Below are 25,616 nucleotides of genomic sequence, written 5' to 3' on the forward strand. Positions count from 1 at the left end.
TATGCCGACCACGGCAGGCGACCTTACGCCGGGACACGCCCGCCGAAAAACGGCATCACCGCCCGGCTCAGCGTGTGCGGCCGCTGGGAGGTGAATATCATCTCGGCCCCGGCCTGATAGCTTTCCCGGCCCGGAGACCCGAGCAGGTCAGACACGCGCCGCGCGATGGCGGGTGCCGGATCGATCCAGTCGACCGGCCATGGCGCAAGCCTTGTCAGGCGGTCGAGCAGCAGCGGATAATGGGTGCAGGCCAGCACGACGGTGTCGGTGCGATCCTCGCCATTTCCGACAAAGCAGGGGGCAAGCTCGGCTGCGATATCCTCGTCGCGCACGTCGTTGCCGCTGAGGGCGGATTCGGCGAGCGAGGCGAGTTCCGCCGATCCCACCAGCGTCACGTCGCAGCCTTGCGCGAAATCATCGATCAGGCGCCTGGTGTATTCGCGCTTCACGGTGCCCTTGGTGCCGAGCACCGACACGCGCTTGGTCTTCGAACTGGCGCAGGCCGGCTTGATCGCAGGCACGGTGCCGACGAACGGCACGCTATAGGCGCTGCGCAGATGCGACATCACAAGCGTGGAAGCGGTGTTGCAGGCAATCACCACCATTGCGGGGGCGTGGCGGGCGATCAACTCGCCGACCAGCGGCACCACGCGGGCGATGATCTCTTCCTCGCTGTGGTGGCCGTAGGGAAAGAACGCGTCGTCCGCGACATAGACGTAGTGCGCGTCGGGCCGGGCGCGGACGATCTCGCGCAGGACCGTGAGGCCGCCAAGGCCGGAATCGAAGACGAGGATGGTGGGCGGTGCTGACACGCTGCGACCTTAGCCGATCTGCGGTTACCGTTGGGTTGCTTTAAGGGTTGCCGGCGGGTTCTCGGAGGTTGTCGACGGCGGTTGTGACAAATTTGGAACGATTCAAATCGGCTTGGCAAGGCCGGAAAACTGCTGGGGCAGCGATGCAAGCGACCACCCAGGGTGCCACCCAGGACACCTGCGGGCAGGGCAGCCGAAATCCGATACGGAAGTCCGGCCAATCGGTTGCACCGTTTAGAACGTCTCCAATTCGAAACGGCGTTTTGCCTCTTCACGGCAGGGCTTCGGGCAGCGTATGCCAGCGGCGGACAATTTCAGCCAGATTGGAAAAGCCAAATGTCTTTCTCGCGTACGCTCCCGAAGCTCTCCATGTTCGCCGCCGTTGCGCTTGTTTCGATTGCCGTCACGGGCGCCGCCAGCGCGCAGAGCGCGACCGAGATTCAGCTCAGCTACAAGGACAAGAAATTCGACCCGGCCGAAATCAGCGCGCCCGCCAACACGCCGATCGTGATCAAGCTGAAGAACCTCGATGGCAAGGCCATGGAATTCGAGAGCAAGACCCTGAAGGTCGAGAAAGTGGTCGCCGGCTCCAGCGACGCCACCATCAATGTCCGCGCCCAGAAGCCGGGCCGCTACGAGTTCTTCGACGAATATAACGAGAAGGTCGCCCGCGGCGCGCTCGTCGTAAAGTAAGAAGACCCCGTGATCGCAGCACTGATCATCGTATTCCGTGAAGTCTTCGAGGCCGGCCTGATCGTCGGCATCGTGCTTGCGGTCACGCGCACGGTGCCGCGCCGCAACCAGTGGATCGCCGGCGGTGTCCTTGCGGGCGTGCTGGGCGCCTGCGTGGTCGCAGTCTTTGCCGGCGCGTTGTCGAACCTGTTTGCCGGGATGGGGCAGGAGCTCTTCAACGCCTTTATCCTGATCGTCGCCGTGGTCATGCTGACCTGGCACAATGTCTGGATGGCGCGCCATGGTAGCGAGCTCGCCGGCGAATTGCGCGCGGCCGGGCAGGCGGTGGTCGAGGGGTCGAAATCGCTGTTCGCATTGGCGGTGGTGGTCGGCGTCGCCGTGCTACGCGAGGGCAGCGAGGTCGTGCTGTTCCTCTACGGTGTGCTCGCCGGCGGCGATTCGGGCGGGGGCGTGGCGCTCGGCGGTTTCCTGGGCCTGTTGCTTGGTGCCGCCGTTTGCATGCTGACCTATCTTGGCCTTGTCAGTATTCCCACCCGGAAGCTGTTTGCGACCACGACCGCGTTGATCGCGTTGCTTGCTGCCGGCATGGCTGCACAAGCCGCCGCATTCCTCGAAAAGGCGAATTGGCTGACCGCCATGGACAACGTCGTCTGGGACTCGAGCTGGCTGCTCTCGGATTCCAGCCTTCTCGGCAAGGCGCTGCACACCCTGATCGGCTACACCGACCAGCCGACCGCGATGCAACTCGCGGTCTATCTGGCGATCCTGGCCGTGACCTTCGTGCTGATGCGGCTTTACGGGGGGCCGACGAATACTGTCAGATCAGCGCCGGCGGAATAATCAGCTCTCGCCGAACACGCGCTTGGAAGATCGTGTCGACGTGCTTGAAGTGATAGCCGAGGTCGAACTGCTTCTCGATCTCGGCATCGCTCAAAAGCTTCTTCACATCGGGGTCTTTCTTGAGCAGCGTCTGAAAATCGCCTTCGCCGCGCCAGACCGGCATGGCGTTGCGCTGGACGTATTTGTAAGCGTCCTCGCGGCTGGCGCCCTTTTGGGTCAGCGCCATCAGAATCCGTTGCGAATGCACCAGACCGCCGAGACGGTCGAGGTTTTTCTGCATGTTGGCGGGATATACCAAAAGCTTCTCGATCAGGCCGGCCAGGCGCATCAGCGCGAAGTCGAGCGTTACGGTGGCGTCGGGCCCGATCATGCGTTCGGCCGAGGAGTGCGAGATGTCGCGCTCGTGCCAGAGCGCTACGTTTTCCATCGCCGGCATTGCATAGGCGCGCACCATGCGCGACAGGCCAGTGAGATTTTCCGACAGTACCGGGTTGCGCTTGTGCGGCATCGCCGACGAGCCTTTCTGGCCCTCGGAGAAGAACTCTTCGGCTTCCAGCACCTCGGTGCGCTGCAGATGGCGGATTTCGATCGACAGCCGCTCGACCGAGGAGGCGATCACGCCAAGCGTTGCAAAATACATCGCATGGCGGTCGCGCGGGATCACCTGGGTCGAGATCGGCTCGGGCACAAGCCCCATCGCCTTGGCGACATGCTCTTCGACGCGCGGATCGATCTGCGCAAAGGTGCCGACGGCGCCCGAGATGGCGCAGGTCGCGACCTCCTTGCGGGCGGCGACCAGGCGCTCGCGGGCGCGGGAAAATTCGGCATAGGCGTAAGCGAGTTTCAGCCCGAACGTCACGGGTTCGGCGTGGATGCCGTGGGAGCGGCCGATGGTCGGCGTCATCTTATATTCGAAGGCGCGCTTCTTCAGCGCTGATAGCACCTTGTCGATGTCGGCGACCAAAAGATCGGCGGCGCGGGTGAGCTGGACGTTGAAGCAGGTGTCGAGCACGTCGGAGGAGGTCATGCCCTGATGGACGAAGCGCGCCTCGGGGCCGACGATTTCGGCGAGATGGGTCGTGAAGGCGATGACGTCGTGCTTGGTCTCGCGCTCGATCTCGTCGATCCGTGCGACGTCGAAGGTGACGTTGCGCGCCTTGGCCCAGACCGTCTTGGCGGCTTCCTTGGGGATGACGCCGAGCTCCGCCTGCGCGTCCGCCGCATGCGCCTCGATCTCGAACCAGATCTTGAAGCGGGTCTGCGGCTCCCAGATGGAGGCCATTTCCGGGCGGGTGTAGCGGGGGATCATCGACGACTCCGGGCGAATTGTTTTTTACGCCGCGCTTTAGCAAATCTTGCCGGGCGAGGCCACCCGTACAGGGGCCGCGAGAGGGAGAAAACCAGGGGCCCTTGCCGGACCAAAATCGCTTGGGCCGCCGCTAAAGGCTGGCCAGCCCGCACTCGACGGCCAGGCGGACCAGCTGTGCGTCCGTTCGCATGCCGGTCTTGGTCTTGATCAGATAGTGATAGTTCTGCACGGTCTTGATGCTCAGATTGAGGTTGGAGGCGATCTGCTCGGCGGTCGCGCCGGCAGCCAATTGCCTGAGGATCTCGATCTCCCTTTCCCCCAACTGGTCGAGCACCGATCCCGACGGGGACAGGCTTTCCATCGCCAGAACGTGCGCGATGTCGTCGCTCATCGCGTGTTCGCCGCGCGCCACGGCACGGATCGCCTTGATCAGCGCGGCCGGTTCGCTGCTCTTGGTGACATAGCCGCTCGCCCCGGCGGTGAAAGCGGCCTTCACCAGCGCGGCCTCGCTGTGCATGCTGAAGACCAGAATGCGCGAGCCGGAGTGCCTCATCCGGATGTTCCTGATAGCTTCGAGGCCGCTGGCTCCGGGCATCGATATGTCCATGACCACGATGTCGGGGGTATGCGTCTTGAACGCGCGGTATGCGTTGACGGCATTGTCGGCCTCGGCGACCACGCGGAAGTCGCTTTGGTGCTCCAGTACGCGCCGATAACCCTGCCGGACCACGGGATGGTCGTCGACCAGCAGGATCGAAATGCCCTTGGTCTGGGAAGCTGTCATCCGGGCACCATGGCGTTTTCGAGCGAAGTATGCCCCCCGACTTGATCCGGAGGGATGCCGGTTTGCGTCAGCGTCACGCGGCGAGCGGAATCGTGGCGGCCACGCTAACGCCACGCCTCGCGCGCGCGATGGAAAGCGAGCCGCCGAGCGCGGCTACTCTCTCACGGATCCCGGTCAGGCCGAAGCCGGCGGACTGTTCCACCTTGGCCGCATCCCCGCCGCCGTCGTCCTCGACGCGGATCAGCAGCGCATTTTCCGTCCCGGTCCGCCGCTCGATCCGCAGCACGATCTCGCGCGCGGCGCTGTGGCGCAACGAGTTGGTCAGGCATTCCTGGGCGACGCGGTACGCTGTCGCAGCAACGGTGCCGCGCACATCGGCGAAGTCGCCCTGCATATCGAGCTGGATCATCGGCTGCGCCGCATTCTGGGATCGCCAGCTGTCGACCAGGCTGACGAGGCAGGCTTCCAGCCCGAGTTCCTCGGCCGGCGGGTGGCGCAAGCGGTTCAGGGTACCCCGCAGACAGGCCATGATGCGGTGGGTCGCTTGCGAGATCATCCGTGCATCCTGCGCGACATCGCCCCCGACATCGGTCTTGGCCTGTTCCCGCCCGCAGGTCGCTTCGATCATGCTGGCGAAGGCGAGAATGGCGGAAAGGTTCTGTCCGAACTCATCGTGCAATTCGCGGGCGAGCGCACGCCGCTCATCGTTGCGGATTTCAAGCAGACGCCGGGTCAGGACGGCGCGTTCTTCCGTGGCCTGCGCGAGGCGCTCTCCGAGATCGCCGACGGCTTGCCCGATCATGGCAAGTTCCATCGACCGGAAACGCGGCAGCGATGTCCGGTATTGTCCGTGCGCCATGCGTTGCAGTGCGGCGACGATCTGCTGCGCCGGCGCCAGCGTATGCGCGATCGCAAGCGATGCGAAGAAGGCGATGGCGAGCGCCATCAGCAGCGCGACATGGATGTTATCTGCGATGTGCTGCCAGGCCAGCGATATCGCGGCGTCCGGATCGGCGCTGGCCGAGACGGTACCTGCGGTGACGTTACGCGTGCTGATCGACCGGGCCACCGCCGCGTGGGCGCCAAACAAGGTCTGCACGGCCGCGGCGAACCAGACCGGCGGCGACTTGCCGATCCCTTCGCTCTGGCCGCAGAGCGGCTTCTCGAACGCGCCCACCGGCTCGAACCGGACGCAAATTCCCGGCGAAATGAGCTTCATCGTCTCGATGGTGCGCCAATCGGACACCGGCATGAGGTGTTCGCGCGTTCTGCTGCTGCGCAACAGCAGCTCGCGCCAGTAGAGCGCTTCCAGCGCCTGGGAGACACGTTCTGCCGATGCGGCTGTGGCTCGATCGACGCTGCGATAGGCGTCGATGGTTGCCCAGATGGTCGCCGCGCCCAGACACAAGGCGACGACGACGAGCAGGCGGGCGACGAGTTGAAGCACGAGGCGCATGCGATCACTCCACGGCTTGTCGAGGACGCTAACAGCACCGCTATTTCGTTCCAATTGCAAGCCGGGGACGATGCGCAGATTGGGAAATTTTCCCAACGCCCCGCGGGCATATGTCTTTGGACCACGCCCGCGGCCTCTGATCTAACGAAGGCGAGGGGCCTTTTAGCGGGCAGGCTTCGGACCAGCAGCTTAAGGGAGCTAACGCAGCATGAGCGCCATTGGTGCCGAGACCGTATTACCCGGCACGGCCACTCCGGAACGAGGCGTCCTGTTGCTCTGGATGATCTTTACCGGGCTGTCGATCTTTGCCGTCTTCCTGCTGTGGCGGTACGGGCTGATCCATCTCATGGTCGCCTCCGACCGCACCTATATTTCGAGCCTGATCGCCGTTCTCTACCTCATCACCTGCGGCCACTGCTTCTGGCGGACGCGTGCGATTGCGCGGGAAGGCGAGGTCGCAAGAGGCTGTCGCGCCGTGCTGTCGGCTCCGAATGGCGCAAAGGCGCTCGACGCCGATGCGCGCGGCCTGCCGGGCGGGCTGGTCACCGATCACATCCGCAGCCTGGTGACGAAGGCGAAGGCGCAAGCCACCGGTCGGATCGACCAGACGCTGTTGTTGCGGACGCTGGCCGACCGGCTGCGCGGTTCCAACGGGTTTGGCGCATTCGTTTCTGACACGCTGATGAAACTCGGGCTGCTCGGCACGATCGTCGGCTTCATCATCATGCTGGCGCCGATCGCAACCCTCGATGCGGCCGACAAGGCCGCCATGAAAACATCGATGGGCCTGATGAGCGACGGCATGGCGGTGGCCATGTACACGACGCTGGCGGGCCTGATCGGCTCCATCCTCGTCCGCATTCAATATTACATGCTCGATGCCGCGACCCAGCGGGTGTTTTCCGATGCCGTCATGCTGACCGAGACCCACGTCACCCCGGTATTGGAAAGCGGTTCTGGAACGCCACCATGATGGATGACTTCGGCCTCTATCCGCGCGAGGAGGCGTTCGACCCGCTTGGCGTGATGCTGTTCAAGGCGCTGCAAGTGATCGCCTTCCTGTTCTTCCTGGCGCTGCTCGCGGTCTCGCCGGACGCGAAGGACGGCAAGATCGATTCCAAGGCCGAATTCCTCATCACGATGGACTGGCCGGACAATCATCCTGATGATTTCGATCTGTTCGTGCAGGACCCCGCCGGCAACATCGCCTGGTACCGCCATCGCGAAGCCGGTTTCCTCACCCTCGATCGCGACGACCGCGGCGGCGCCAACGATTTCATCGTCGTCAACGGCAAGAAGATCCTGTCGCCGATCCGCGAGGAAATCGTCACGGTGCGGGGCATCGTCCCCGGCGAATACACCGTCAACGTCTCGCACTTTCAGGCCACCACCGGGCAGCCGGTTCAGGTCAGCGTCAAGGTGCAGAAGCTCAATCCGGCCGCGCAGGTTATCTACGACAACAAGCTGACGCTCGATCACACAGGCCATGAAAGGACGGCGGTGCGCTTCTGGCTCGACGCTGCGGGCAAGGTGATCGACGTGCAGGAACGGCAGAAGTCGCTGATGGAGACGTTCCGCAACGCGTGGGGGAACGGCGCGGATCTGGATCCGAAAACCGGCGTCAGGATGCCGCGCCGTGAGTAGCCTTCAATCGGTCGTCCTCACGCTCGCTCTCAGCTATGCGCTGATCGGCGCGCTGTTACTGATTATCCTGGTCTATGCGCGCCTGCACTGGTCGGCCAAGGCGATCGCCGTGGTCGTGACCAGCGCGTTCTACATTGCGAGCTTTGTCGCCGTGCGTGGATTATTGGGTTGGGCCACCGTCGACAGGCTCCCTGTCGCATTCAAATTGCTGCAGGCCAGGATCGTCGAGCCGCATTCACTGGAGGGCGATCCCGGCTCGATCTATCTGTGGGTCGAGACCCTCGACGAGGGCAATCGGCCAAGCGGCGTGCCCAGGGCGTACCGGCTTCCTTACCGGGACGCGCTCGCCGAAAAGGCCGACAAGGCGATGGGCGAAATCGCAGCCGGACGCCCTCAGGGCGGCCGCGCCGCCGACCTCGGCAGCGGCGAAGGTGGCCTGATGGAGGCCGTCCGGGAGTACATCACGCCGAACACCATCATGGAGACATCGGGCGGCGATCCCTCGACGGGCGGGGGCGTGATGGCGGCACCGCGTCCCGGCGACGAGGTGTCGTTTACGCCGCTGCTGCCGCCGCGAATGCCGCCCAAGGATATCGTACAATAGGCCCCAATTTGGGAGCAGTCCGCCGCCGCGAGCCTGCCGGGTTCGGCGAGCGGACCGGCGCATTGCAGGGGGCTTGACGGACATCCTACTAGAAGGTAGGTAAAGGCATGAGTAACTTATCTCCCACCTCTGACGACATTTTGGCTTGTGCGCGTTCTCTGATCGTCGCTGGCGGCTACAACGGTTTCAGTTATGCCGACATCGCTGATGTGGTCGGCATTCGTAAGGCGAGCATCCATCACCATTTCCCAAGCAAGGTCGATCTGGTCCGAACGCTGGTTGCGCGATATCGGGAAGAAGCTGAAGCGGGGATAGCGAATCTCGAACTTCAGGTATCTGATCCGCTCGAACAGCTTCGGTTCTACGCTGCGTATTGGGAAGCCTGCATCGCGGACGCCAGCGCTCCGTTTTGTGTCTGCGCGCTGTTGGCAAGCCAACTCCCCGTCCTGCCCGAGGAAGTTGGCCTGGAGGTCCGGGCGCATTTCCGCTCCCTGTCAGCGTGGCTGACATCCGTGCTGGAGCGCGGCGCGCGGCACGGCCAACTTCAACTGATGAGTACCCCTCGTGCCGAGGCTGAAGCGTTCATGGCGACGGTTCACGGCGCGATGCTTTCGGCGCGGGCCTATGGCGATCCGAAGATATTCGGGGTCGTGACAGGCCCGCTCCTGGAGCGATTCGCTCCGCGCGCTTCTCTCCCGATACGGTCCTAGATCTCAAATAACCATAGCCATGATTGCTCTGCGACGTTCGTCGAGGGCGTCTACCTACTAGTCGAAAGGACGATCCAATGACGGTTCACAGTGGCGATCTTTCTCGTGCCAGCCAGGAGCAATGGCTCAAGCTTTATTACTTCGCTCGGACAGCCTTCTCGGCTGTCTGGGTGGCGGCCGCCTTTACGGTGGGACAGCATTCCTGGGTGATCGCGGCGGTTTTACTCGTGGCTTATCCTGCATGGGATGCCCTCGCCAATTTTGTCGACGCATCGCGCAGCGGAGGATTGGGACAGAATCGCACGCAGACTATCAACGTCGTGGTGAGTGTGGTGACAACGTTCGCGGTGGTTCTCGCGCTGGAGATGAGCATGAATTGGGTGCTCGGGGTGTTCGGCGTATGGGCGATCCTGTCTGGCCTGCTTCAACTCGGCAGCGCAGTCCGCCGTTGGAAGAGCTATGGTGCGCAGTGGGCGATGATCCTGAGCGGAGGGCAATCCGCGCTGGCAGGCACGTTTTTCATCGTGCAGGCGCGGATGCCGATGCCGCCATCCATCACCAACGTGGCCGGCTATGCCGCAGTAGGCGCCTTCTACTTCCTGGTTTCGACGGTGTGGCTGAGCGTGAGTCAATTGCGGCGGAAGACTGCATAGGCGCGCCATCTTAAGTCGTCACCGACCCGATCAGAGATGCTGTCCGGCTTCCTGCCGGGACTCGCTTGCTGAAAAGACCGACAAGGCCATGGGCGAAATTGCCGCCGGGCGCCCCCAGGGCGGCCGCGCCGCCGACTTCGGCACCGGTGAAGGCGGCCTGATCGAGGCCGTCCGCGAGTACATCACACCGAACGCCATCATGGAGACGTCGGGGGGCGATCCCTCGACGGGCGGGGGATTGATGGCGGCCCCGCGCGCTGGCGACGAAGTGTCGTTTACGCCGCTCCTTCCACCGCGGATGCCGCCCAAAGACGTCCAATAGGCCGGAATTTGGGGGCAGATCCGCCTTACGGTGAACCAGCCGGGCTCGGCGAGGGGCGCGGTGCCCGGCCATGGTGCAGCCGGAATGAGCCCCAAGAAAAGCGACATTCTCACGGATTATTGACTAACAGATATTGAAATCTGTCAGCGAGATGTGCTATATCCATTGCCGACGCCAGTATTGGGTGTCACCCGGCTTGAGCGTTTTGAGCCCGGGTACTTGCAAAGGACTACGCTATGACGACCCATCTCATTCATCTAACCGCCCAAATCCAGCGCTGGCTCAACCAGAGCGTTGCCCGTCATCTGGCCGCCCAGGCCGAGCGGCTGGAACCGGCGACGAAACATTAATCCCCCAAGGGGATTACCAAGGGGGTAAGATGACCATCAGTCCCATCGTTTCGCAGGTGCGCGCATGAACGAAGCCGTGGTTCTGACCCCCGAACGGATTCTGGAGGTTACCGAGGATGTACTGCGCCGCTACGGGCTGGCCAAGGCAACCGTAGTGGACGTTGCGCGTGCGCTCGATGTCAGCCACGGCAGCGTCTATCGCCATTTCCCCAGCAAGGCCTCGCTGCGCGAGGCGGTGGCCAAGCGTTGGCTCGACCGTCTCAGCGCGCCCCTCTTGAAGATCGCGGAAGCTTCCGGCCCGGCGCCGGCGCGGTTGGAGAAGTGGCTGCGCACCATGTTTTCGATCAAGCACAAGCGGCTCGGCGACGATCCCGAGATGTTTGCGACCTACCTGACGCTGGCCCGCGAGGCCTGCAAGGCCGTGAATTGCCACAAGGATTGTTTGGTCGATCAGATCGCCCAGATTCTGTCCGACGGCGTGAAGCAGGGCGCGTTCGAGGTCGCCGACGTCAAGGTTTCGGCCCGCGCCATTTTCGACGCCACCAGCCGCTTCCATCATCCCGCGCATGCGGAAGAATGGAACGAGCCGGGCGCCCCGGCGCGGATCGACGCGCTGCTGGCGCTGCTGCTCAGGGGGCTGGAAGCGCCGTGCAAGCGGTGACGATCCTTTTGTAATCGCATTTGCGCGACCCTTCTCCGTAACCGCCCGAAGAACAATCTCACAGCTGCCCGCAGCTTTCCGGCTGAATAAGATCACGCTGGCGACGCACCGCGGCCACATACTGCACACGATCAGGTGGCGAGATTGCGAGAGACAGGTATCGTTGGATTGGCGGATGTACCCAATCTCGACGACCCGGGAAGCCCTCGAGGATGATCTCTCCGGGGGCTTCCTCGTTTTTAGCGAAACCTCTTATCGGGAATTACGCATACAATGCTACGTATCTTTGTCGCTTCTGTTGCATTGGTGGCAATCACGATTGTGCTGCTGCTCCACGCGACACACCACGGTGCGCATGCAAACTCGCCGGCGCATTGCGGCTTCTGGACCGAAATAGAGGCAGGCTTGTCGTGTCGCTAACCTGTCGGGGTCGCCCATTCCGGACCTTTAACTCTGGGAGACGTCGCGAAAGGGTCCGGCCCCTGTTTCAACGCCGGGCCCGAGGCTCCATCCCGAAAACCAGAGAAAGATCGGACAAGACTGCAGGCTAAGAACGATCGACCTCGTCGTCCAACAGCTTCTGTAGCCACGCCGCATGATGGACCGGATGCCGATAGGTGCCGTCCAGAAGGCCGACCTCGCGCGCTTCGCCTGGCTCGATCAGTCGCAGCGTGCCGTCGGCCGTCTCCGCGGCGCCGAACTCGCCCGTGTCGACAATGCCCGGCCACGCGTTAGGCCTGTGATAGATGGGCGGATCTGAGGGGAACAGCGCGAGCAGGCTGTCGTCATGGTCCACGATCTTCCAGGTCCCGTCCAGGACCCGGCCGTTGTCGGTATAGACCGGACGCTTCCGGGGCGCTCGGCGCAGGTCGGCGTTCAGCCGCCCCCGGGCGGAGGTGCCGTGGAACAGGCCGAGAGCGGTGCCGAAGCGGTTCAGGACCACCACGACCGCCATATGACAGCCGCCGTCCCCGGCCGGGATAGCCAGCACATCTCCTGGTTTGGGCCTGGCGATCCGCTTCTTGGGCACGTCGGCGGTGAGCTTGCGGATGTCTTCGGACTTGACGTCCGCCAGGACGATCCGGCCGCTCTGCAGCATCTGCAGGATAGCGGACGCGAACTGCTGCGGGGTTACTGGAGCGCCGCTGGCGGCGCGCATTCGCTCGACCAGCACACGGTGATGGTCCCGCGCGTCCTCGAAGAGATGGTCGTCCAGGTCAGGGACGCGGGACGCCGCATCGCTTCGGTACGGCTTGTTTCCTGTGAGGACGACCTTTAACCGCAATGGCTCGCTGAAGGTACCGTCCGTGGCTGCGCTGTTAGTCGGGAGCGCCGAGCCGATGATGTCCAGGAACTCCGCCAGCGTGGGCGCGCCGCCCAACTCGTCGGCGAACTCGGCAGCGACCTTGGCGAGCCCCGAACTGGCCTCGCCAAGGGCACTGGCAGAAAGCGACACATCGTTCACCCCCATCTACAGTTCACCGCATGTGAGTTCTTCGCATTTTGACCCAAATCGGAAATGAGTCATCCCGCCGCTTACAAATCGATCAGACTTGCTGACCAATCGACGGACTCCGACAAAGCCGCGCCGTATGGTATTGTTGAGGCGAAGGGGCGAGTTTCATCACGCTTCTCACCCGGCACTGCAGCGATCGAAACAGCGGTGGACCGGTGCGCTTATGACGATCGCCACAAGCAACCCGGAAGCCAAGCGCGTCTAACGACAACGGAGGATCAACATGAAGATCGTCGTGATCGGCGGCACCGGCCTGATCGGCTCGAAGACCGTCGCCATTCTGCGCCAGGGCGGCCACGAGGTCCTCGCCGCCTCGCCCAACACCGGCGTCAACACCATCACCGGCGAGGGGCTCAAAGACGCCCTGGCCGGCGCGCAGGTCGTGATCGACCTGGCCAATTCACCCTCATTTGAAGACAAGGCGGTGCTGGAATTCTTCGAGACCTCTGGCCGTAATCTTCTCGCGGCCGAGGCCGCAGCGAACGTCCGGCACCATGTCGCACTGTCAATCGTCGCAACCGACCGGACAGACAATGGCTATTTCCGCGGCAAGGTCGCCCAGGAGAAACTGATCGAGACCTCCGGCATCCCATACACCATCGTCCGCTCGACCCAGTTCCTGGAATTCCTCGGCGGCATCGCCGATTCAAGTGCGGATGGAAACCTGGTCAGGCTCCCGCCCGTTCTGTTCCAGCCCATCGCTTCGGACGACGTTGCTGCCAGCGTTGCCGATGTGGCGCTCGCGCCGCCGCACAATGGCATCGTTGAGATTGCCGGCCCGGAACGCGCGCCGTTCAACGAAATCGTCGCCCGTTATCTGAAGGCGGTCGGCGACCCGCGCGAGGTCGTGAGCGATCCCGAGGCCCGATACTGGGGCGGCCGGGTTGTCGAACACTCGCTCGTGCCGTTGGGCGAGGCGCGCCTCGGCCGCATCGGTCTCGACGAATGGCTCCGCCGCTCACAGGCAGCAGCCTGATCCCGCATCGGAAGTACGCCGAGCGGCTTCCGTTCAACGAACGAAAGAGGCGACTATGACGATCAAACTCGTCGCGGTGGTTCTTCTATGCCTCATGACCGGCACGGCGGAGGCTCAGGAGCCCAAGGTCACGTCACTCATGTCCAAGGATCTTCCGGAGAATCCCGGCAGGGAAGCTCTGATGATCACCGTCGAGCATGCGCCTGGCGGGTCGAGCGCTATCCACCGACACAATGCACATGCGTTTGTTTACGTGCTGGAGGGCTCGGTCGTGATGCAGCTGAAGGGCGGACAACAGGTGACACTGACACCGGGACAGTCCTTCTATGAAGGCCCTGACGATGTTCATGTCGTCGACCGGAACGCAAGCGGCACCCAGTCGGCGAAATTCCTGGTGCTCTTGATCAAGGACAAGGGCGCCCCGGCGCTCGTGCCCGCACAGTGACCGTTACGGCAACCCAGGTACGCGAAGGTAGGGCAATTAGGTCAGGACTGCGGGGCGCTCGAATCGGATTATCGCCCGCCCGCCAGACCTGATCGCCTGACGGCCTGCAGGCGCAGCCGGCCTGATTGCACGCCGCAGGCGGCCTGTTATTTGATATCCATCAAGGCACGCGCTAGCACGGGCGCGATGATGGATGCGGAGGGAAAACGTGCGGCTTGCCGTCTTTGCGGACATCCATGCCAACCGGCAGGCGTTCAGCGCGTGCCTCGAGTTCGCGCGCGCCCGCGGCGCGGAGCGGATCGTTTGCCTCGGCGATGTCGTGGGCTACGGCGCCGATCCGGAATGGGCGGTCGATACGGTGATGGGCCTGGTCGAGGACGGCGCCATCGCGGTCATCGGCAATCACGATCATGCCATCAGCAGCCCGTCCGAGAGCATGAACGCCGCGGCGCAGGCGGCGATCGAATGGACGCGCGGCAGGCTCAGCGCCCCGCAGCGTCGTTTTCTCGCCGAGTTGCCGCTGACGCGACAGGAGGACGACCGCCTCTACGTGCATTCGGAAGCATCGCATCCGGCGCGATGGTACTATGTGCGCGACACGTCGGATGCCGCGCGCAGCATTGCGGCGACCGATGCTCATGTCACCTTCTGCGGCCATATTCACCGGCCGGCGCTTTATTCGATGTCACCGGCGGCGAAGATGACGAGCTTCATCCCGACATCCGGTGTGCCGGTGCAATTGCTCGGCGGCCGGCGCTGGCTCGCCGTGCTCGGCTCGGTCGGGCAGCCGCGGGACGGCGACCCGGCGGCGGCGTTTGCGATTCTCGATACCACCTCGCGCGAGATCACCTATTGCCGCGTGCCTTACGATGTCGAGGCGGCGGCGGAGCGAATCCGCGCCAACGGCCTGCCGCACTGGCTGGCCGATCGCCTGCTCGTGGGGAAATGAGGGAATGGCGAAGCCTTTAATCGAGTCCGGCGCGGAACTGGACGGCTTCACCATCGGGGAGCGCGTCCACCAGGGCGGCATGGCGACGCTGTGGACGGTGACCCATCCCGGCATCAATGTGCCGCTGCTGATGAAGGTGCCGCGGGTTGCCGAGGGCGAGGATCCGGCGGCCATCGTCAGTTTCGAGATGGAGCAGATGATCGTGCCACGGCTGGCCGGACCGCACGTGCCGGGCTGTTTCGGCACCGGCGATTTCGACCGGCAGCCCTACGTCGTCATGGAGCGCATCCCCGGCAAGACGCTGTACAGCCGGATCGACCAATTGCTGATTCCTTACGAAGAGGCGAGGGTGATCGGCGGACAGATCGCCACCGCGCTGGCCGACCTGCACCGGCAGAACGTCATTCATCACGACATCAAGCCGAGCAGCATCATGTTCCGGCCATCAGGCGAATGCTGCTGATCGATTTCGGCCTGTCGCATCACAACCAGTTGCCGGACCTGCTGCAGGAAGAATTCCGTCTGCCTTACGGCACCGCGCCCTATATGGCGCCGGAGCGCCTGCTCGGCGTCCGCGACGATCCGCGCAGCGATCTGTTTTCGCTGGGCGTGCTGCTGTATTTCTTCACCACCGGCGAGCGGCCGTTCGGCGAGAGCGAGACGCTGCGCGGCATGCGCCGGCGGCTTTGGCGCGATCCCTATCCGCCACGCAGGCTCAGGGCAGATTATCCGCCATGGCTGCAGGAAATCGTGCTGCGCTGTCTTGAGATCGAGCCGGTGTGGCGTCATCCGACGGCTTCCCAACTGGCGTTCGAACTGGCGCATCCCGAACAGGTCAAGCTGACGGCGCGCTCAGAACGGCTCAAGCGCGATCCGCTCAGCACGGTGTGGCGCCGCCGCTTCAATCGCGGCCTGACGCAGCCGCAGCCGAAATCCGATGTCGCGGCTCAACTGGCTTCGGGACCGATCGTGGTCGTTTGCGATCGATACCGAGGAGGGGTCGGGAGCGCTCAACGAATGCCTGCGCCGGACCGCCGCACAGCTCCTCCAGACATTGCCGTCGGCGCGGCTCGCCTGCCTGAACGTGCTGAGACTCGGGCGCATCACCATCGACCGGACGCTCGACGAGCAGGGCCACAACAAGCATATCGACCGCATGGTCGCGCTGCGGCACTGGGCGCAGCCGCTGGAGCTCGACGAAAGCCGGCTCACGGTGCATGTGCTGGAGGCGGTCGATCCCGCCGCCGCGATCCTGGAATTCACCAGGGTCAATCATGTCGATCACATCGTGATCGGCGCGCGGCAGAATTCGATGCTGCGCACGCTGCTCGGCAGTGTTGCGGGCAAGGTGGCCGCCGAGGCCGCCTGCAGCGTGACCGTGGTGCGGCCGCCGCGATCGGCGACTGTGCTGCTGCGGGAAGGCAGCTAGGGCGCGGAGTCATCAGCACGCAGCCAACAGCGGATTGAGCCGAGCTTGATGGAATTCAAGCTCAAACTTAAGCCGGCGCAAGTGATGTGATCCGACAGCTACACTGTCCCAACACCGCATCACTCTTCAACTGATCGTCGAAAAGCTGCCCTTAATCCGCGTATGATCAGTGCACTTCAGTGATGGCACGACGTTTACTCATGCCAGACGGCGTGAGCACGAAAGTCGTCACAGATGGAGGAGGAAACGATGAAAGCATCATTGGCGAACAGCCTAGGACTGGCTTGTTTTCTGACTACGGCAACCGTTGTGTTCGCGGCGGATCCAGGCGCGGAAGATCCAAATAATTGGCCCCAATATAATCGCACTGCCAACGCGTGGCGGTACAGCCCGCTCGACCAAATCAACAAGGACAACGTGAGCAAGCTGTCGGTCGCGTGGATCGCCCATGGCGGCAGTATCACCATGGGGATTCAACAGACGCCCATAGTGATTGATGGCGTTATCTATTCGATCACCTCGGGAAATCGGGTAGCGGCGCTGGACGGAAAGACAGGGCAGCAGATTTGGGTCTATGAGCCAAGGCTCGATCCACTGACAAAGAAGGTGTTGTTCGCACCCTATAGCCGCGGCGTCGCGGTCGGCCATGGCATGGTCTTCATTGGCACCGTGGACGGGCGCGGCATCGCTCTGGACCAAAAGACTGGCAAGGAAAAGTGGCAGGTGCAACTGACTGACTTCGCCAACTGCCACGGCTGCAACTTCACTTCGCCGCCTGTCGTCGCCGGCGACATTTTAACCTTCGGTTCCACTGCCGGTGAACTGGCGACGCAGGGCAAGATCTATGGCGTTGAAGCGGCCACCGGAAATAAGGCTTGGGAATTCAACACCATCAAAGAAGACCCGAAGAGCTGGCCGGGTGAAAGCGGCAAGCATGGCGGTGGCGGCGCGTGGATGCCCGGCAACTATGACGCGAAGACCGATACCGTCTTCTACGGCACCGGCAATCCGGGCAAGGATTTTGACGCTTCTGATCGCAAAGGTGACAATCTTTACACTGACTCGGTCGTCGCGTTGGAGGCAAAGACCGGAAAGTTGAAATGGCATCGGCAGGAAATCCCGCACGATGTCTGGGATTTCGATTCGCCATATGAGGTTCTGCAATTCACGAAGGACGGCAAGGATCTGATCGTCCACATGAACAAGAGTGGCTATGTTTTCGTGCTCGATAAGAATAACGGAAACATCGATAACATCTGGCCGATTAGCGACCTCAAGAACTTCGTGAAAAACATCGATCCGAAGACCGGCGAGTTGATCGGCCGTGTCGAACTCACGATGAACAAGGAGACGCTGATCTGCCCCTCCACTTTCGGCGCACGAAGCTGGAATTCGGGTGCCTACAATCCGAAGACCGGCCTCTGGTACAACAACGTGCTCGATTTCTGCAGCTATCTGAAACCGGTCGCGCAGAAGGTGGACCCCAAGGAGTACGGCACCGGTAATACTGGTTCGAACGATTTCGGCCGGATGGTTATGGCGCCCGATGGCCGCAAGCCCGGTCAGCTCAGTGCTAATGATCCCTTCACAGGCAAACAGAAATGGAGCTATGCGATGGATGTGCCGGGATTTTCCTGCGTGCTCACCACCGCCGGCGGTCTGGTGTTCAACGGCGATCCCATGGGTAAGCTTCAGGCCTTTGACGCCGAGACCGGGAAGGTTCTGTGGAGCTTCAACACTGGCTCCGGAATGCGTGGCGGCATCGTCACGTATGCGGTTGACGGGGAGCAGTACATCCTGGTGCCAAGCGGATGGGGTTCCTATGCAGCCCTCCTGTTGCCGGCTCTCTTCCCACAGCTTGAAAACGTGCCGGCGGCTTCAATGCTGATCGCCTTTAAGATTTCGAAGTAGTTGCCGCGGGGCGGCCGAGAAACTGCCGCCCCGCCAATTGGGAGTGAGCGATGCGGTTTCTCGTTGTTTGGGCGGGCGTGGTTCTTGTCAGTGGTTTGGTCCTTGCCAAGCTGCACGCCGAAGAGATTCCTGATCTCAAGGATCCGAAAGTGATTACTACCGGTCACGAGTTATATCTGGAAAAGCAGTGCGCGCATTGCCATGGGGAGGATGGCAGGGGTGGCGTCAATCTCGCGCAGCGCACGCTCGACGCCAAGGGCGTGTTCACATCCATCGCGGACGGACGCGAGCGGAACGGCATCCGCATGCCGGAATGGCGCGGGGTACTGAGCGACAAGCAGATTTGGGAGGCCACCGCTTACGTTCTGTCGATCAGCCAGGCAAGCAACAAAGCCGCGAATTAGCAAGCTAGCCCGACACTGTCGAAATCAGTCTTGCCGCCCAGCAAGCGGATTAGGTGAGACGTCTCTTCTTGGCCCATCGCGTCATTTAGCTGCGGTGCAGATTTTGGTCGCTATTGGTGCGTAGCGGACTCAAGCAAGTCGTCCGCCCGGCAGATTTATGGATTCACGGCCTGGGCAGATTGAGGCAAGCGCCTGCGCTTTAGTCGAGGGTCTGGACGGGCGGCAGCTTGCTGGCTGAACGCGGCGGGTTTGGCACAGGATAGCTGGTGGCGCGGCCGCTCCGCTCGGCCTGACTGGCGGAATTGGGTGTAGCGCCGACGGCTTCCGCCCGGGCGCCGCGCACGCTGTCCCTCGAAACCTGTCTCCGGTGCCGCGACGACCGGCCTTCCAGTCCCCACGAGCGCGATATCGAAGGCCCGGCCGTATAGCCGACGAACGCGCCGGCGACGGCCCCGACCGGGCCCAACACGACGGCACCGGCCAAGGCGCCAAGTGCAGTGTCGCCTGCGCGCTGCGCGAGCGCGGAGGAGGGCACGAGTACCAGGAGCAATGCGGCGACGCTGTAGGCCTTGATCATATTTCCGTCCCATCCGTGGAAAGCAGAATGCTGATCTGCCTTTATGGCGAGATGCGTGACGTTTTGTGGCCGGAGCGTGAAGCTTTCGGGTTCCACGGCTCGCGGCACGCTTGGTGTGGCCTTGCTACCCGCTCGCTGCGGCGCGCGGGAGGGGTAATCTGCGTCAGATCGCTTCGCCGCGCGCCAGCGCCGCCGCGTGACGGATCGCGGAAATGTTGGCCTTGTAGGCCTCCAACGTGCCGCCCTTGAAGACCGCGGAGCCCGCTACCAGCGCATTCGCGCCGGCGGCGGCCAATTGGCCGGCGACCTCAGGGGCCACGCCGCCATCGACCTCGATGTCGATCGGGCGTCCCGCGGTCATCGCCCTGATGTCGCTGACCTTGCCGAGCGCCGACTTGATGAACGCCTGGCCGCCGAAGCCGGGATTGACCGACATGACCAGCACCAGATCGATCAGGTCGATGACGTATTCGATTGCGCTCGCCGGTGTGCCCGGGTTGAGCGAGACGCCGGCCTTCTTGCCGAGTGCGCGGATCGCCTGCAGCGAGCGATGCAGATGCGGCCCTGCCTCGGCATGGACGGTGATGTGGTCGCAGCCGGCTTTTGCAAACGCCTCCAGATAAGGGTCGCAGGGCGAGATCATCAGATGCGCGTCGAAGATCTTCTTGGTGTGCGGGCGCATCGCCTTGATGACGTCGGGGCCGTAGGAAATGTTGGGCACGAAATGTCCGTCCATCACGTCGAGATGGATCCAGTCGGCGCCTGCCGCGTCGACGCTGCGGACTTCGTCGCCCAGTTTGGCGAAATCCGCCGCCAGGATCGACGGCGCGATGACCAGGGGACGCGACGCAAATTGTTGAGACATGTGCGTTTCCCAAATCTCTTCGAAGGGCGGAACGGCCCCGCGTAACATGCGACAGCGCCGGGGGCAATGCGACCGCGGACGTCTCCTGTGGGCGGAAAAATCTGCCGGAGCGGGCAGCTATTGCCGGGTTTGCCGGACGGAGCCGGATGCCGGAAAGCCCGATTTTATTGGGTTTTTCTGCATGGCACGGCGCTTGCTGAGAAACAGGCACACGAACTAGCTGTCGGCCGCCATCGGTGCGGCCTTTTGGAGTTCCGCCATGTTCTTTGCTCTGGGCGCCGCGTCATCGGCGATCGATGCCCTCAAGGCGCTGACATCGTCGAAATCGTCTGCGCAAACCACTGGCGTCAGCCAGAACTCTGCAGGCACGTTCGACCTGCCATTCTCGAACGGTTCGGCTTCGATCGGCTCGGGAACTGGCTCCGGCGGTACCGGCGGTTCGCAGATTTCGCCGGAAACCATGAGCGCGCTGCTCGACGCACAAAGCCAGTCGTCGACGGGGTCGGCGACCACGGCATCCAAGAGCCGCTCCGCCGCGCTGAAGGATCTGTTCGGGCAGATCGATGGCGACGGCGACGGCAAGATCAGCAAGTCGGAATTCGAAGAGGCGCTCGGCGCCGGCGGCACCAACCTGGCGCAGGCCGACAGCGTGTTCGGCAAGCTCGACAAGGACGGCGACGGCTCGGTCAACCTCAAGGAACTGGCGTCGGCACTGAAGGGTGGCAAACATCACCATGCTCAGCGTGCCGAGAGCAGTTCCGGCGACGATGGATCGAATTCCGACCCATTCGCACAGGCCCTGCAGGGTGCTTCCACCACATCCGTCACCAACAGCGACGGTTCTGTGACGACGTCGCTGACCTACGCGGACGGATCGAAGGTAACGATGACGTCGGCCGCGAGCGGCAGCTCGTCCAGCGCCGCAACATCGTCCTACAATTTCATCGAGCAGATGATCCAGCGGCAGGCCCAGCAGATTTCATCGGCCGCCACTTCATCGCTCTCGGTGAGCGTCTGAACACGAGACCCGGCGAGATCCCTTCGGAACGCGGTAGTTCTTGGCCTTGAGCATGGTCTCTTCGGAAAACCGGTACCCACTTTTCCGGACCATGCTCTAACCGAAGCGATCGCCCCACGCCGGTAGCGCGCCCAGAAAGGGCAGCGCGGTCGCATCATGGACGCCGCGCGCGATCGCACGCGCGACCGTGTTGGCGGCGACCATGCCGAGTTCGGTGAGACCGGACCGCGGATCGACCGGCTTCTTGCCGGTCGCGGCGGCAAACACCACGTCGCCATCCGTCGGTGCATGGACGGGATAAATGGCGCGCGCCATGCCGGTCTGCGCGATCATCGCCAGCCGCTTGGCCTGCGCTTTTGTCAGCACGGCGTCCGTGACCACGACCACCAGCGTGGTGTTCTCCGAAAAGGCCGCAGCCGGGCCGCCCTTGAGGCGTGCGCTCAGCATGTCAGGCGTGAACGCAGGCGGCAGTCCGCGCCCGCCAAATTCGTTGGCTGTTTCGAACGGCGCCGCCCAGAACCATGGCCCGTCGCCGACAGTCACGCTGCCGACGGCGTTGACGACGGCGAGCGCCCCGACCGTGGCGCCGCCTTCGGTCTGCGCGGACGCAGAACCGAGCCCGCCCTTGAAATTGGCCGTCGTCGCGCCGAGGCCGGCGCCGACGCTGCCGAGTGCGAAATCGCCGCTCGCCGCACACGCTGCGGCGTAGCCGAGATCGCGATAGGGCGGGAAGCGTCCCCATGCCTTGTTGCCGCCGTTGAGCAAATCGAAGCAGATCGCGCCCGGAACGATCGGAATAATCGCCTCACGGATTCTCAAACCGCGGCCCTGTTCGGCAAGGCAGGCCTGTACGCCGCCGGCGGCATCCAGTCCAAACGCCGAGCCGCCGGAAAGCGCGATGCCGTCGATCGCCTCGACGGTGCTTTCGGGCTTGAGCAGCGCATCCTCGCGCGTGCCTGGACCACCGCCGCGCACGTCGATCGACGCGACCGCGGGGGGATCGAAAAGGATTGCCGTGACGCCGGAGGCCAAGGCTGCATCGTGAGCGTGGCCGACGCTGACGCCGGATATGTCGGTGAGGAGATTTCGCAAAGCGCCGATCCGTTTGGGCCGCGACTGGCCGGGCCGTGCTCACCGGTATATCAGCCGCGGAGGATGCATCAACTGGCAAGCGCCAGCCGGATCATCCTGGCGAGCTCGGATTTGCGATAGGGCTTTGCCAGCAGCAGCACGCCGGAATCCAGCCGGCCATGATGGACGATGGCGTTCTCGGTATAGCCTGATGTGAACAGGGTTTTGAGGCCCGGCCGCCGTTTCAGGGCTTCGTCGACGAGCTGGCGGCCGTTCATGATGCCGGGCATGATCACGTCGGTGAAAAGCAGGTCGATGCCGGGGACCTCGTCGATGAAGCGCAAGGCGTCGGAAGCATTAGCCGCCTCCAGCGTGGAGTAGCCCAGGCTCTGGATCTGGGTCATCACGTAACGCCGCACCAGCATATCGTCCTCGACGACGAGGACCATTTCGTTGCCGCCCTCGATGTTGGCCGAGACCTTTGCTTCCGCTGGCGTCTGCTGCAGTCCCGTGGCCCGCGGCAGGTAGATCTTGACGGAGGTGCCGTGGCCTTCCTCGCTGTAGATCTTGATATGACCGCCCGACTGCTTGACGAAGCCGAACACCATGCTGAGGCCAAGGCCGGTGCCCCTGCCGACCTCCTTGGTGGTGAAAAAGGGTTCGAACACCCGCTCGAGCAGCGCGGGCGAGATTCCGGTGCCGGTGTCGCTGACCGCGATCATCACGTAATTGCCGGGCGCGACCTCGCTGTGCATGCCCGCGTAGTTTTCGTCGAGAAAGATGTTGCTGGTCTCGAGCGCGAGCTTGCCGCCATTGGGCATGGCATCGCGCGCATTGATTGCCAGATTGAGGACGGCCGTCATCAGCAGGTTCGGATCGGCCAGCGCGGTCCATGCATCTTCGGCCAATAGCGGCGTGATTTCGATGTGTTCGCCAAGCGTGGGGTGCAGCAGCTTCGCCGCCTCCAGCGCCAGCGCATTGACGTCGAGTTCAACGGGCTGCAGCGGCTGCTTGCGGGCAAAGGCGAGGAGATGCTTGGTCAGGTTGGCCCCGCGCTCGGCGGCTTCGTCGATCAGCTTGGCGACGGCGGCGAGCTGCGGCTGATCGGCGACCGCTTCTTCCAGGATGCCGATCGTGCCGGTGATCACGGTCAGGATGTTGTTGAAGTCGTGCGCGACGCCGCCCGTGAGCTGGCCGACCGCATCCATCTTCTGCGCATGGCGCAACTGGGCTTCGGCAGCCTGCTTTTCGGTCAGGTCCCGGCCGATGAAGAAGTGACGGTGCACCGGCTCCGACCACGTCCCGGTCCAGTTCAGCGCGACCGCCTTGCCCTCCTTGTTGACATAGCGCGTCTCGAAATTGCGCTTGCTTTGTCCCCGTCGCGCCGCCCGCATCTCCCTGCGGGTGTGTTCGAGATCTTCGGGATGGATGAATTCCACCGCGCTATGCCCGATCATGTCGGAGGGCTGATAGCCGAGGATCGCGGTGACGCTCGGGCTCACCTGGATGAAATTCCCCGCGGTGTCGGTCACCAGGATGAGGTCGTTCGAGGTATCGAATATGCGCCGCCGTTCCTCGATTTCCTGGCTGAGCGCATGCTGCGTCCGCTTGCTTTCGGTGACGTCGCGCGCGGCTTTGGAGATGCCGACGATCTTGCCGGAGGCGAGGCGGATCGGGGAGATGCTCAGCGAAACGTCGACGGCGCTGCCATCCTTGCGCAAGCGTGACGTCTCGTAAAGTTCAATCGGTTCGTCCCGGCTGATCCGTTCGACGATATTGCGTATCTCGTCGCGCCGGTCGGGCGGGACGATGATGTTGATGTTCTTGCCGATCGCCTCCGCCGCCGTGAAGCCGAACAGGCGTTCGGCGGCTCCGTTCCAGCCGGTAATGGTGCCGTCCAGCAGTTTGGTGATGATGGCGTCGTTGGACGATTCCACGACCGCGCTGAAAAGGCTCTCGCGTTCGGTGCGAAGGTCTCTTTCCGAGGCGGCTTGCAGGCGCACCGATCTGAGCAGGCGGGCCAGCTTGGCCTGCAGACCGACATTGTCGACGAGCAGGATGGCGAGCACGAAGCTCGCGGCACAAAGGCCATAGATGCGGCCGAGATAGAAGCCGACGTCGAAGCGCGCGACGTTCAGGATCGCCGACAGGGCGATGTCGAACAACCATGCGCTCATCACGACCATCAGCCAGACGTCGAGGACGAAGTGCGGCCTGCGAAGCCACAGCACCGCCAATGCAGCCAGGCTGAGGCACCATACGGTCGAGACCACGCCCAGCATGATGGGCGTGTAATGACCGTCGCTCAGAAGGATCGGCAGCCGGTCGTGCTGGGCGGTGACGAGCCAGGTGAACGCAGCCATCGCGACACTGACCGCAACGACGCTGGCAATGACTGCCGAGCCGGTCGAGCCCCCGATCTTCCGATCGTTATCGCTTGCTTTCAGCAGCGCATAGCCGAGTACCAGTAGCGGAAATCCGCCATGCCAGACCATGTAGAGCCAGACGGTGGTCTGCGTTCCCGCGCCGAACAGCCCGCCGGGCGCGAACAGGCCGGGAAAGGTGAGGGCGTGGACGATGGCCGCCATGGCCGTGAACAAATATCCGCTGGCGAGCAGCAAAAGCGCCCGCGAGCGGAAAATCGCGAATTGCGAAAACAACAGGACGGCGGTGATCAGGTCGTTGATCGCCAGGGCGGATTGATAGCTCGCAACGAAGGCCGGGACCGGGGCAAGCGGCACGCCGGCAAACGGCACGGCGCAAGCGAACAGCACCGCCGAAACGCCGACCACGGCGAGCGCGGAAATGCGATCGCCGCGGGTCGCCGGCATGGTGGAAAGAAAGATGTTGCGCTCGTCACCCATGGTCGTCTCCGGCAAATTGGCAACGAACGCGCCATGGCAATAGCTTCAAATTGGCAATAGCCCCAAGCCTGAAGCGCTCGAAAGTAATGCATTCGGCGCGGCTGGACATCCAGCCGAAAGTCGGACGCCACCGGGATTGACGCCACTGGAATCGCTGCAACCAAGGCTACGCCAGTGTCGCCTCGGCGGGAATCAACTCAAGGTTACAAATTAGCTGACGATGCCTGGAGGGGAACTCGATACGCGGGTAACCGCCTCTTTACCGACCAGCTGAATAAAAGCTGATGGAACCGCTCGAACCCGCGAATTTTCATCGTAGGCTGCTGGACGACCGATCCGGGAGGCTTCGATGCCCCGCGTGCTTCTTGTTGACGATCAGGCCAACGTCCGTACGATGATTTCCATCGTGCTGCGCATCCATCATTTCGAAATCGTCGAAGCAGACAGCGCCGCGTCCGCATTGAAGGTGTTCGAGCAAGCAAGCTTCGATCTTGCGATCGTCGATATCTTTCTGCAGGGCACCAACGGCTCCGACCTGATTGCAGCGCTGCGCGCCCGCGTACCGGGCCTGCCCGTCGTTGCGATCTCAGGCATGACCGCAATGGACTTTCTGCCCGAAACGCCTGAGCTCTCCGACGTCGTCTGTCTGCAGAAGCCGTTTCGTCCGCCGGATTTGATGCGTGCGATCGAAGCGGCACAGGGATCGCACCGACAATCGGCCGATGCCGTCGCAGCGGCGGCGCGATAGCTCGT

The 25,616-nt window shown here is 63.1% G+C and carries 23 protein-coding genes and 3 pseudogenes; 17 read left to right on the forward strand and 9 right to left on the reverse strand.

Annotated features, from left to right (window positions below; all coding sequences use genetic code 11):
* Window positions 1-23 precede the first annotated feature (23 nt).
* Entirely contained in the window at window positions 24-812 is a 789-nt protein-coding gene (gene murI / locus V1283_RS05970; protein ID WP_334385517.1) for a glutamate racemase, read from the reverse strand.
* Window positions 813-1,148: 336 nt separating this feature from the next.
* Here murI and V1283_RS05975 point away from each other — a divergent pair, with 336 nt between their 5' ends.
* Entirely contained in the window at window positions 1,149-1,505 is a 357-nt protein-coding gene (locus V1283_RS05975; protein WP_334385518.1) for a cupredoxin domain-containing protein, read from the forward strand.
* Window positions 1,506-1,514: 9 nt separating this feature from the next.
* A complete protein-coding gene (locus tag V1283_RS05980; RefSeq protein ID WP_334385519.1) occupies window positions 1,515-2,345 on the forward strand; it encodes an FTR1 family iron permease in 831 nt (276 codons plus the stop codon).
* Here the strand turns inward: V1283_RS05980 and purB are convergent.
* From purB to V1283_RS05995, 3 genes and pseudogenes are all read right to left on the reverse strand, one after another.
* Window positions 2,346-3,654, reverse strand: a pseudogene (gene purB / locus V1283_RS05985) (adenylosuccinate lyase).
* Window positions 3,655-3,784: 130 nt separating this feature from the next.
* Window positions 3,785-4,438 (reverse strand): response regulator transcription factor, encoded by a 654-nt coding sequence (locus V1283_RS05990; protein WP_334385520.1) that lies wholly within the window; start codon window positions 4,436-4,438, stop codon window positions 3,785-3,787.
* A 73-nt stretch (window positions 4,439-4,511) separates the two neighbouring features.
* Window positions 4,512-5,894 (reverse strand): sensor histidine kinase, encoded by a 1,383-nt coding sequence (locus tag V1283_RS05995; RefSeq protein WP_334385521.1) that lies wholly within the window; start codon window positions 5,892-5,894, stop codon window positions 4,512-4,514.
* Between the two features lie 208 nt (window positions 5,895-6,102).
* On the opposite strand from V1283_RS05995, the gene V1283_RS06000 reads away from it, so the two are divergent.
* The 7 genes and pseudogenes from V1283_RS06000 to V1283_RS06030 all read left to right on the forward strand — a co-directional run bounded on the left by V1283_RS06000 (window position 6,103) and on the right by V1283_RS06030 (window position 10,838).
* Window positions 6,103-6,867: a MotA/TolQ/ExbB proton channel family protein gene (locus V1283_RS06000; protein ID WP_334385522.1), complete on the forward strand. Its 765-nt coding sequence runs from the start codon at window positions 6,103-6,105 to the stop codon at window positions 6,865-6,867.
* Entirely contained in the window at window positions 6,864-7,538 is a 675-nt protein-coding gene (locus V1283_RS06005) for a hypothetical protein (protein WP_334385523.1), read from the forward strand. The genes V1283_RS06000 and V1283_RS06005 overlap by 4 nt, the downstream gene beginning before the upstream one ends.
* Window positions 7,531-8,142 carry a hypothetical protein gene (locus V1283_RS06010; RefSeq protein WP_334385524.1) on the forward strand — a complete coding sequence of 204 codons (612 nt, stop codon included), beginning with the start codon at window positions 7,531-7,533 and terminating at the stop codon, window positions 8,140-8,142. Before V1283_RS06005 ends, V1283_RS06010 begins: the two co-directional genes overlap by 8 nt.
* 107 nt (window positions 8,143-8,249) lie before the next feature.
* Window positions 8,250-8,852, forward strand: a complete 603-nt coding sequence (locus tag V1283_RS06015) for a TetR/AcrR family transcriptional regulator (protein ID WP_334385525.1) — start codon at window positions 8,250-8,252, stop codon at window positions 8,850-8,852.
* 77 nt (window positions 8,853-8,929) lie between these two features.
* Entirely contained in the window at window positions 8,930-9,505 is a 576-nt protein-coding gene (locus V1283_RS06020) for a DUF308 domain-containing protein (protein ID WP_334385526.1), read from the forward strand.
* A 58-nt stretch (window positions 9,506-9,563) separates the two neighbouring features.
* Window positions 9,564-9,827: pseudogene (locus V1283_RS06025) on the forward strand (hypothetical protein); the annotation flags it as partial.
* 414 nt (window positions 9,828-10,241) lie between these two features.
* Complete coding sequence (locus tag V1283_RS06030; protein ID WP_334385527.1) at window positions 10,242-10,838, forward strand: TetR family transcriptional regulator; 597 nt, start codon at window positions 10,242-10,244, stop codon at window positions 10,836-10,838.
* Window positions 10,839-11,385: 547 nt separating this feature from the next.
* Here V1283_RS06030 and V1283_RS06035 read toward each other — a convergent pair.
* The gene (locus V1283_RS06035) at window positions 11,386-12,309 is read right to left on the reverse strand and encodes a hypothetical protein (RefSeq protein WP_334385528.1); all 924 of its coding nucleotides are present in this window, start codon (window positions 12,307-12,309) and stop codon (window positions 11,386-11,388) included.
* Window positions 12,310-12,577: 268 nt separating this feature from the next.
* Here V1283_RS06035 and V1283_RS06040 point away from each other — a divergent pair, with 268 nt between their 5' ends.
* The 6 genes and pseudogenes from V1283_RS06040 to V1283_RS06065 all read left to right on the forward strand — a co-directional run bounded on the left by V1283_RS06040 (window position 12,578) and on the right by V1283_RS06065 (window position 18,468).
* Window positions 12,578-13,330, forward strand: a complete 753-nt coding sequence (locus V1283_RS06040) for an SDR family oxidoreductase (RefSeq protein ID WP_334385529.1) — start codon at window positions 12,578-12,580, stop codon at window positions 13,328-13,330.
* Window positions 13,331-13,385: 55 nt separating this feature from the next.
* Entirely contained in the window at window positions 13,386-13,775 is a 390-nt protein-coding gene (locus V1283_RS06045; RefSeq protein WP_334385530.1) for a cupin domain-containing protein, read from the forward strand.
* A gap of 208 nt (window positions 13,776-13,983) precedes the next feature.
* Window positions 13,984-14,724: a metallophosphoesterase family protein gene (locus V1283_RS06050; RefSeq protein ID WP_334385531.1), complete on the forward strand. Its 741-nt coding sequence runs from the start codon at window positions 13,984-13,986 to the stop codon at window positions 14,722-14,724.
* 4 nt (window positions 14,725-14,728) lie between these two features.
* Window positions 14,729-16,153: pseudogene (locus tag V1283_RS06055) on the forward strand (serine/threonine protein kinase).
* 249 nt (window positions 16,154-16,402) lie between these two features.
* Window positions 16,403-18,064 (forward strand): pyrroloquinoline quinone-dependent dehydrogenase, encoded by a 1,662-nt coding sequence (locus V1283_RS06060; RefSeq protein WP_334385532.1) that lies wholly within the window; start codon window positions 16,403-16,405, stop codon window positions 18,062-18,064.
* A 50-nt stretch (window positions 18,065-18,114) separates the two neighbouring features.
* Entirely contained in the window at window positions 18,115-18,468 is a 354-nt protein-coding gene (locus V1283_RS06065) for a c-type cytochrome (RefSeq protein WP_334385533.1), read from the forward strand.
* A gap of 199 nt (window positions 18,469-18,667) precedes the next feature.
* Here the strand turns inward: V1283_RS06065 and V1283_RS06070 are convergent, their stop codons facing one another.
* Both V1283_RS06070 and rpe read right to left on the reverse strand, forming a co-directional pair.
* Window positions 18,668-19,045, reverse strand: a complete 378-nt coding sequence (locus tag V1283_RS06070; RefSeq protein WP_334385534.1) for a DNA-directed RNA polymerase subunit N — start codon at window positions 19,043-19,045, stop codon at window positions 18,668-18,670.
* A 163-nt stretch (window positions 19,046-19,208) separates the two neighbouring features.
* A complete protein-coding gene (gene rpe, locus V1283_RS06075) occupies window positions 19,209-19,910 on the reverse strand; it encodes a ribulose-phosphate 3-epimerase (protein WP_334385535.1) in 702 nt (233 codons plus the stop codon).
* A gap of 259 nt (window positions 19,911-20,169) precedes the next feature.
* Between rpe and V1283_RS06080 the strand changes: the two genes are divergently transcribed.
* Window positions 20,170-20,928, forward strand: a complete 759-nt coding sequence (locus tag V1283_RS06080) for an EF-hand domain-containing protein (protein WP_334385536.1) — start codon at window positions 20,170-20,172, stop codon at window positions 20,926-20,928.
* Window positions 20,929-21,024: 96 nt separating this feature from the next.
* On the opposite strand, the gene V1283_RS06085 is transcribed toward V1283_RS06080, so the two are convergent.
* Together V1283_RS06085 and V1283_RS06090 are read right to left on the reverse strand one after the other, a co-directional pair.
* Entirely contained in the window at window positions 21,025-22,020 is a 996-nt protein-coding gene (locus V1283_RS06085; protein WP_334385537.1) for a P1 family peptidase, read from the reverse strand.
* Window positions 22,021-22,088: 68 nt separating this feature from the next.
* Complete coding sequence (locus tag V1283_RS06090; protein ID WP_334385538.1) at window positions 22,089-24,863, reverse strand: PAS domain S-box protein; 2,775 nt, start codon at window positions 24,861-24,863, stop codon at window positions 22,089-22,091.
* A 349-nt stretch (window positions 24,864-25,212) separates the two neighbouring features.
* On the opposite strand from V1283_RS06090, the gene V1283_RS06095 reads away from it, so the two are divergent.
* On the forward strand, window positions 25,213-25,611 hold the full coding sequence (locus tag V1283_RS06095) for a response regulator (RefSeq protein ID WP_334385539.1): 399 nt from the start codon (window positions 25,213-25,215) through the stop codon (window positions 25,609-25,611).
* Window positions 25,612-25,616: the final 5 nt, after the last annotated feature.

It is taken from the genome of Bradyrhizobium sp. AZCC 2262, assembly GCF_036924535.1.
Taxonomy (GTDB): domain Bacteria; phylum Pseudomonadota; class Alphaproteobacteria; order Rhizobiales; family Xanthobacteraceae; genus Bradyrhizobium.

Bases quoted from the DNA above. Each gene is read 5' to 3' on its own strand.
- V1283_RS06000 (WP_334385522.1), top strand. From the start codon at position 6,103: ATGAGCGCCATTGGTGCCGAGACCGTATTACCCGGCACGGCCACTCCG.
- rpe (WP_334385535.1), bottom strand. From the start codon at position 19,910: ATGTCTCAACAATTTGCGTCGCGTCCCCTGGTCATCGCGCCGTCGATC.
- V1283_RS05975 (WP_334385518.1), top strand. From the start codon at position 1,149: ATGTCTTTCTCGCGTACGCTCCCGAAGCTCTCCATGTTCGCCGCCGTT.
- V1283_RS06070 (WP_334385534.1), bottom strand. From the start codon at position 19,045: ATGATCAAGGCCTACAGCGTCGCCGCATTGCTCCTGGTACTCGTGCCC.
- V1283_RS06015 (WP_334385525.1), top strand. From the start codon at position 8,250: ATGAGTAACTTATCTCCCACCTCTGACGACATTTTGGCTTGTGCGCGT.
- V1283_RS06090 (WP_334385538.1), bottom strand. From the start codon at position 24,863: ATGGGTGACGAGCGCAACATCTTTCTTTCCACCATGCCGGCGACCCGC.
- V1283_RS06040 (WP_334385529.1), top strand. From the start codon at position 12,578: ATGAAGATCGTCGTGATCGGCGGCACCGGCCTGATCGGCTCGAAGACC.
- V1283_RS06080 (WP_334385536.1), top strand. From the start codon at position 20,170: ATGTTCTTTGCTCTGGGCGCCGCGTCATCGGCGATCGATGCCCTCAAG.
- V1283_RS06020 (WP_334385526.1), top strand. From the start codon at position 8,930: ATGACGGTTCACAGTGGCGATCTTTCTCGTGCCAGCCAGGAGCAATGG.
- V1283_RS05995 (WP_334385521.1), bottom strand. From the start codon at position 5,894: ATGCGCCTCGTGCTTCAACTCGTCGCCCGCCTGCTCGTCGTCGTCGCC.
- V1283_RS06065 (WP_334385533.1), top strand. From the start codon at position 18,115: ATGCGGTTTCTCGTTGTTTGGGCGGGCGTGGTTCTTGTCAGTGGTTTG.
- V1283_RS05990 (WP_334385520.1), bottom strand. From the start codon at position 4,438: ATGACAGCTTCCCAGACCAAGGGCATTTCGATCCTGCTGGTCGACGAC.
- V1283_RS06060 (WP_334385532.1), top strand. From the start codon at position 16,403: ATGAAAGCATCATTGGCGAACAGCCTAGGACTGGCTTGTTTTCTGACT.
- V1283_RS06045 (WP_334385530.1), top strand. From the start codon at position 13,386: ATGACGATCAAACTCGTCGCGGTGGTTCTTCTATGCCTCATGACCGGC.
- V1283_RS06030 (WP_334385527.1), top strand. From the start codon at position 10,242: ATGAACGAAGCCGTGGTTCTGACCCCCGAACGGATTCTGGAGGTTACC.
- V1283_RS06035 (WP_334385528.1), bottom strand. From the start codon at position 12,309: ATGGGGGTGAACGATGTGTCGCTTTCTGCCAGTGCCCTTGGCGAGGCC.
- V1283_RS06095 (WP_334385539.1), top strand. From the start codon at position 25,213: ATGCCCCGCGTGCTTCTTGTTGACGATCAGGCCAACGTCCGTACGATG.
- V1283_RS06005 (WP_334385523.1), top strand. From the start codon at position 6,864: ATGATGGATGACTTCGGCCTCTATCCGCGCGAGGAGGCGTTCGACCCG.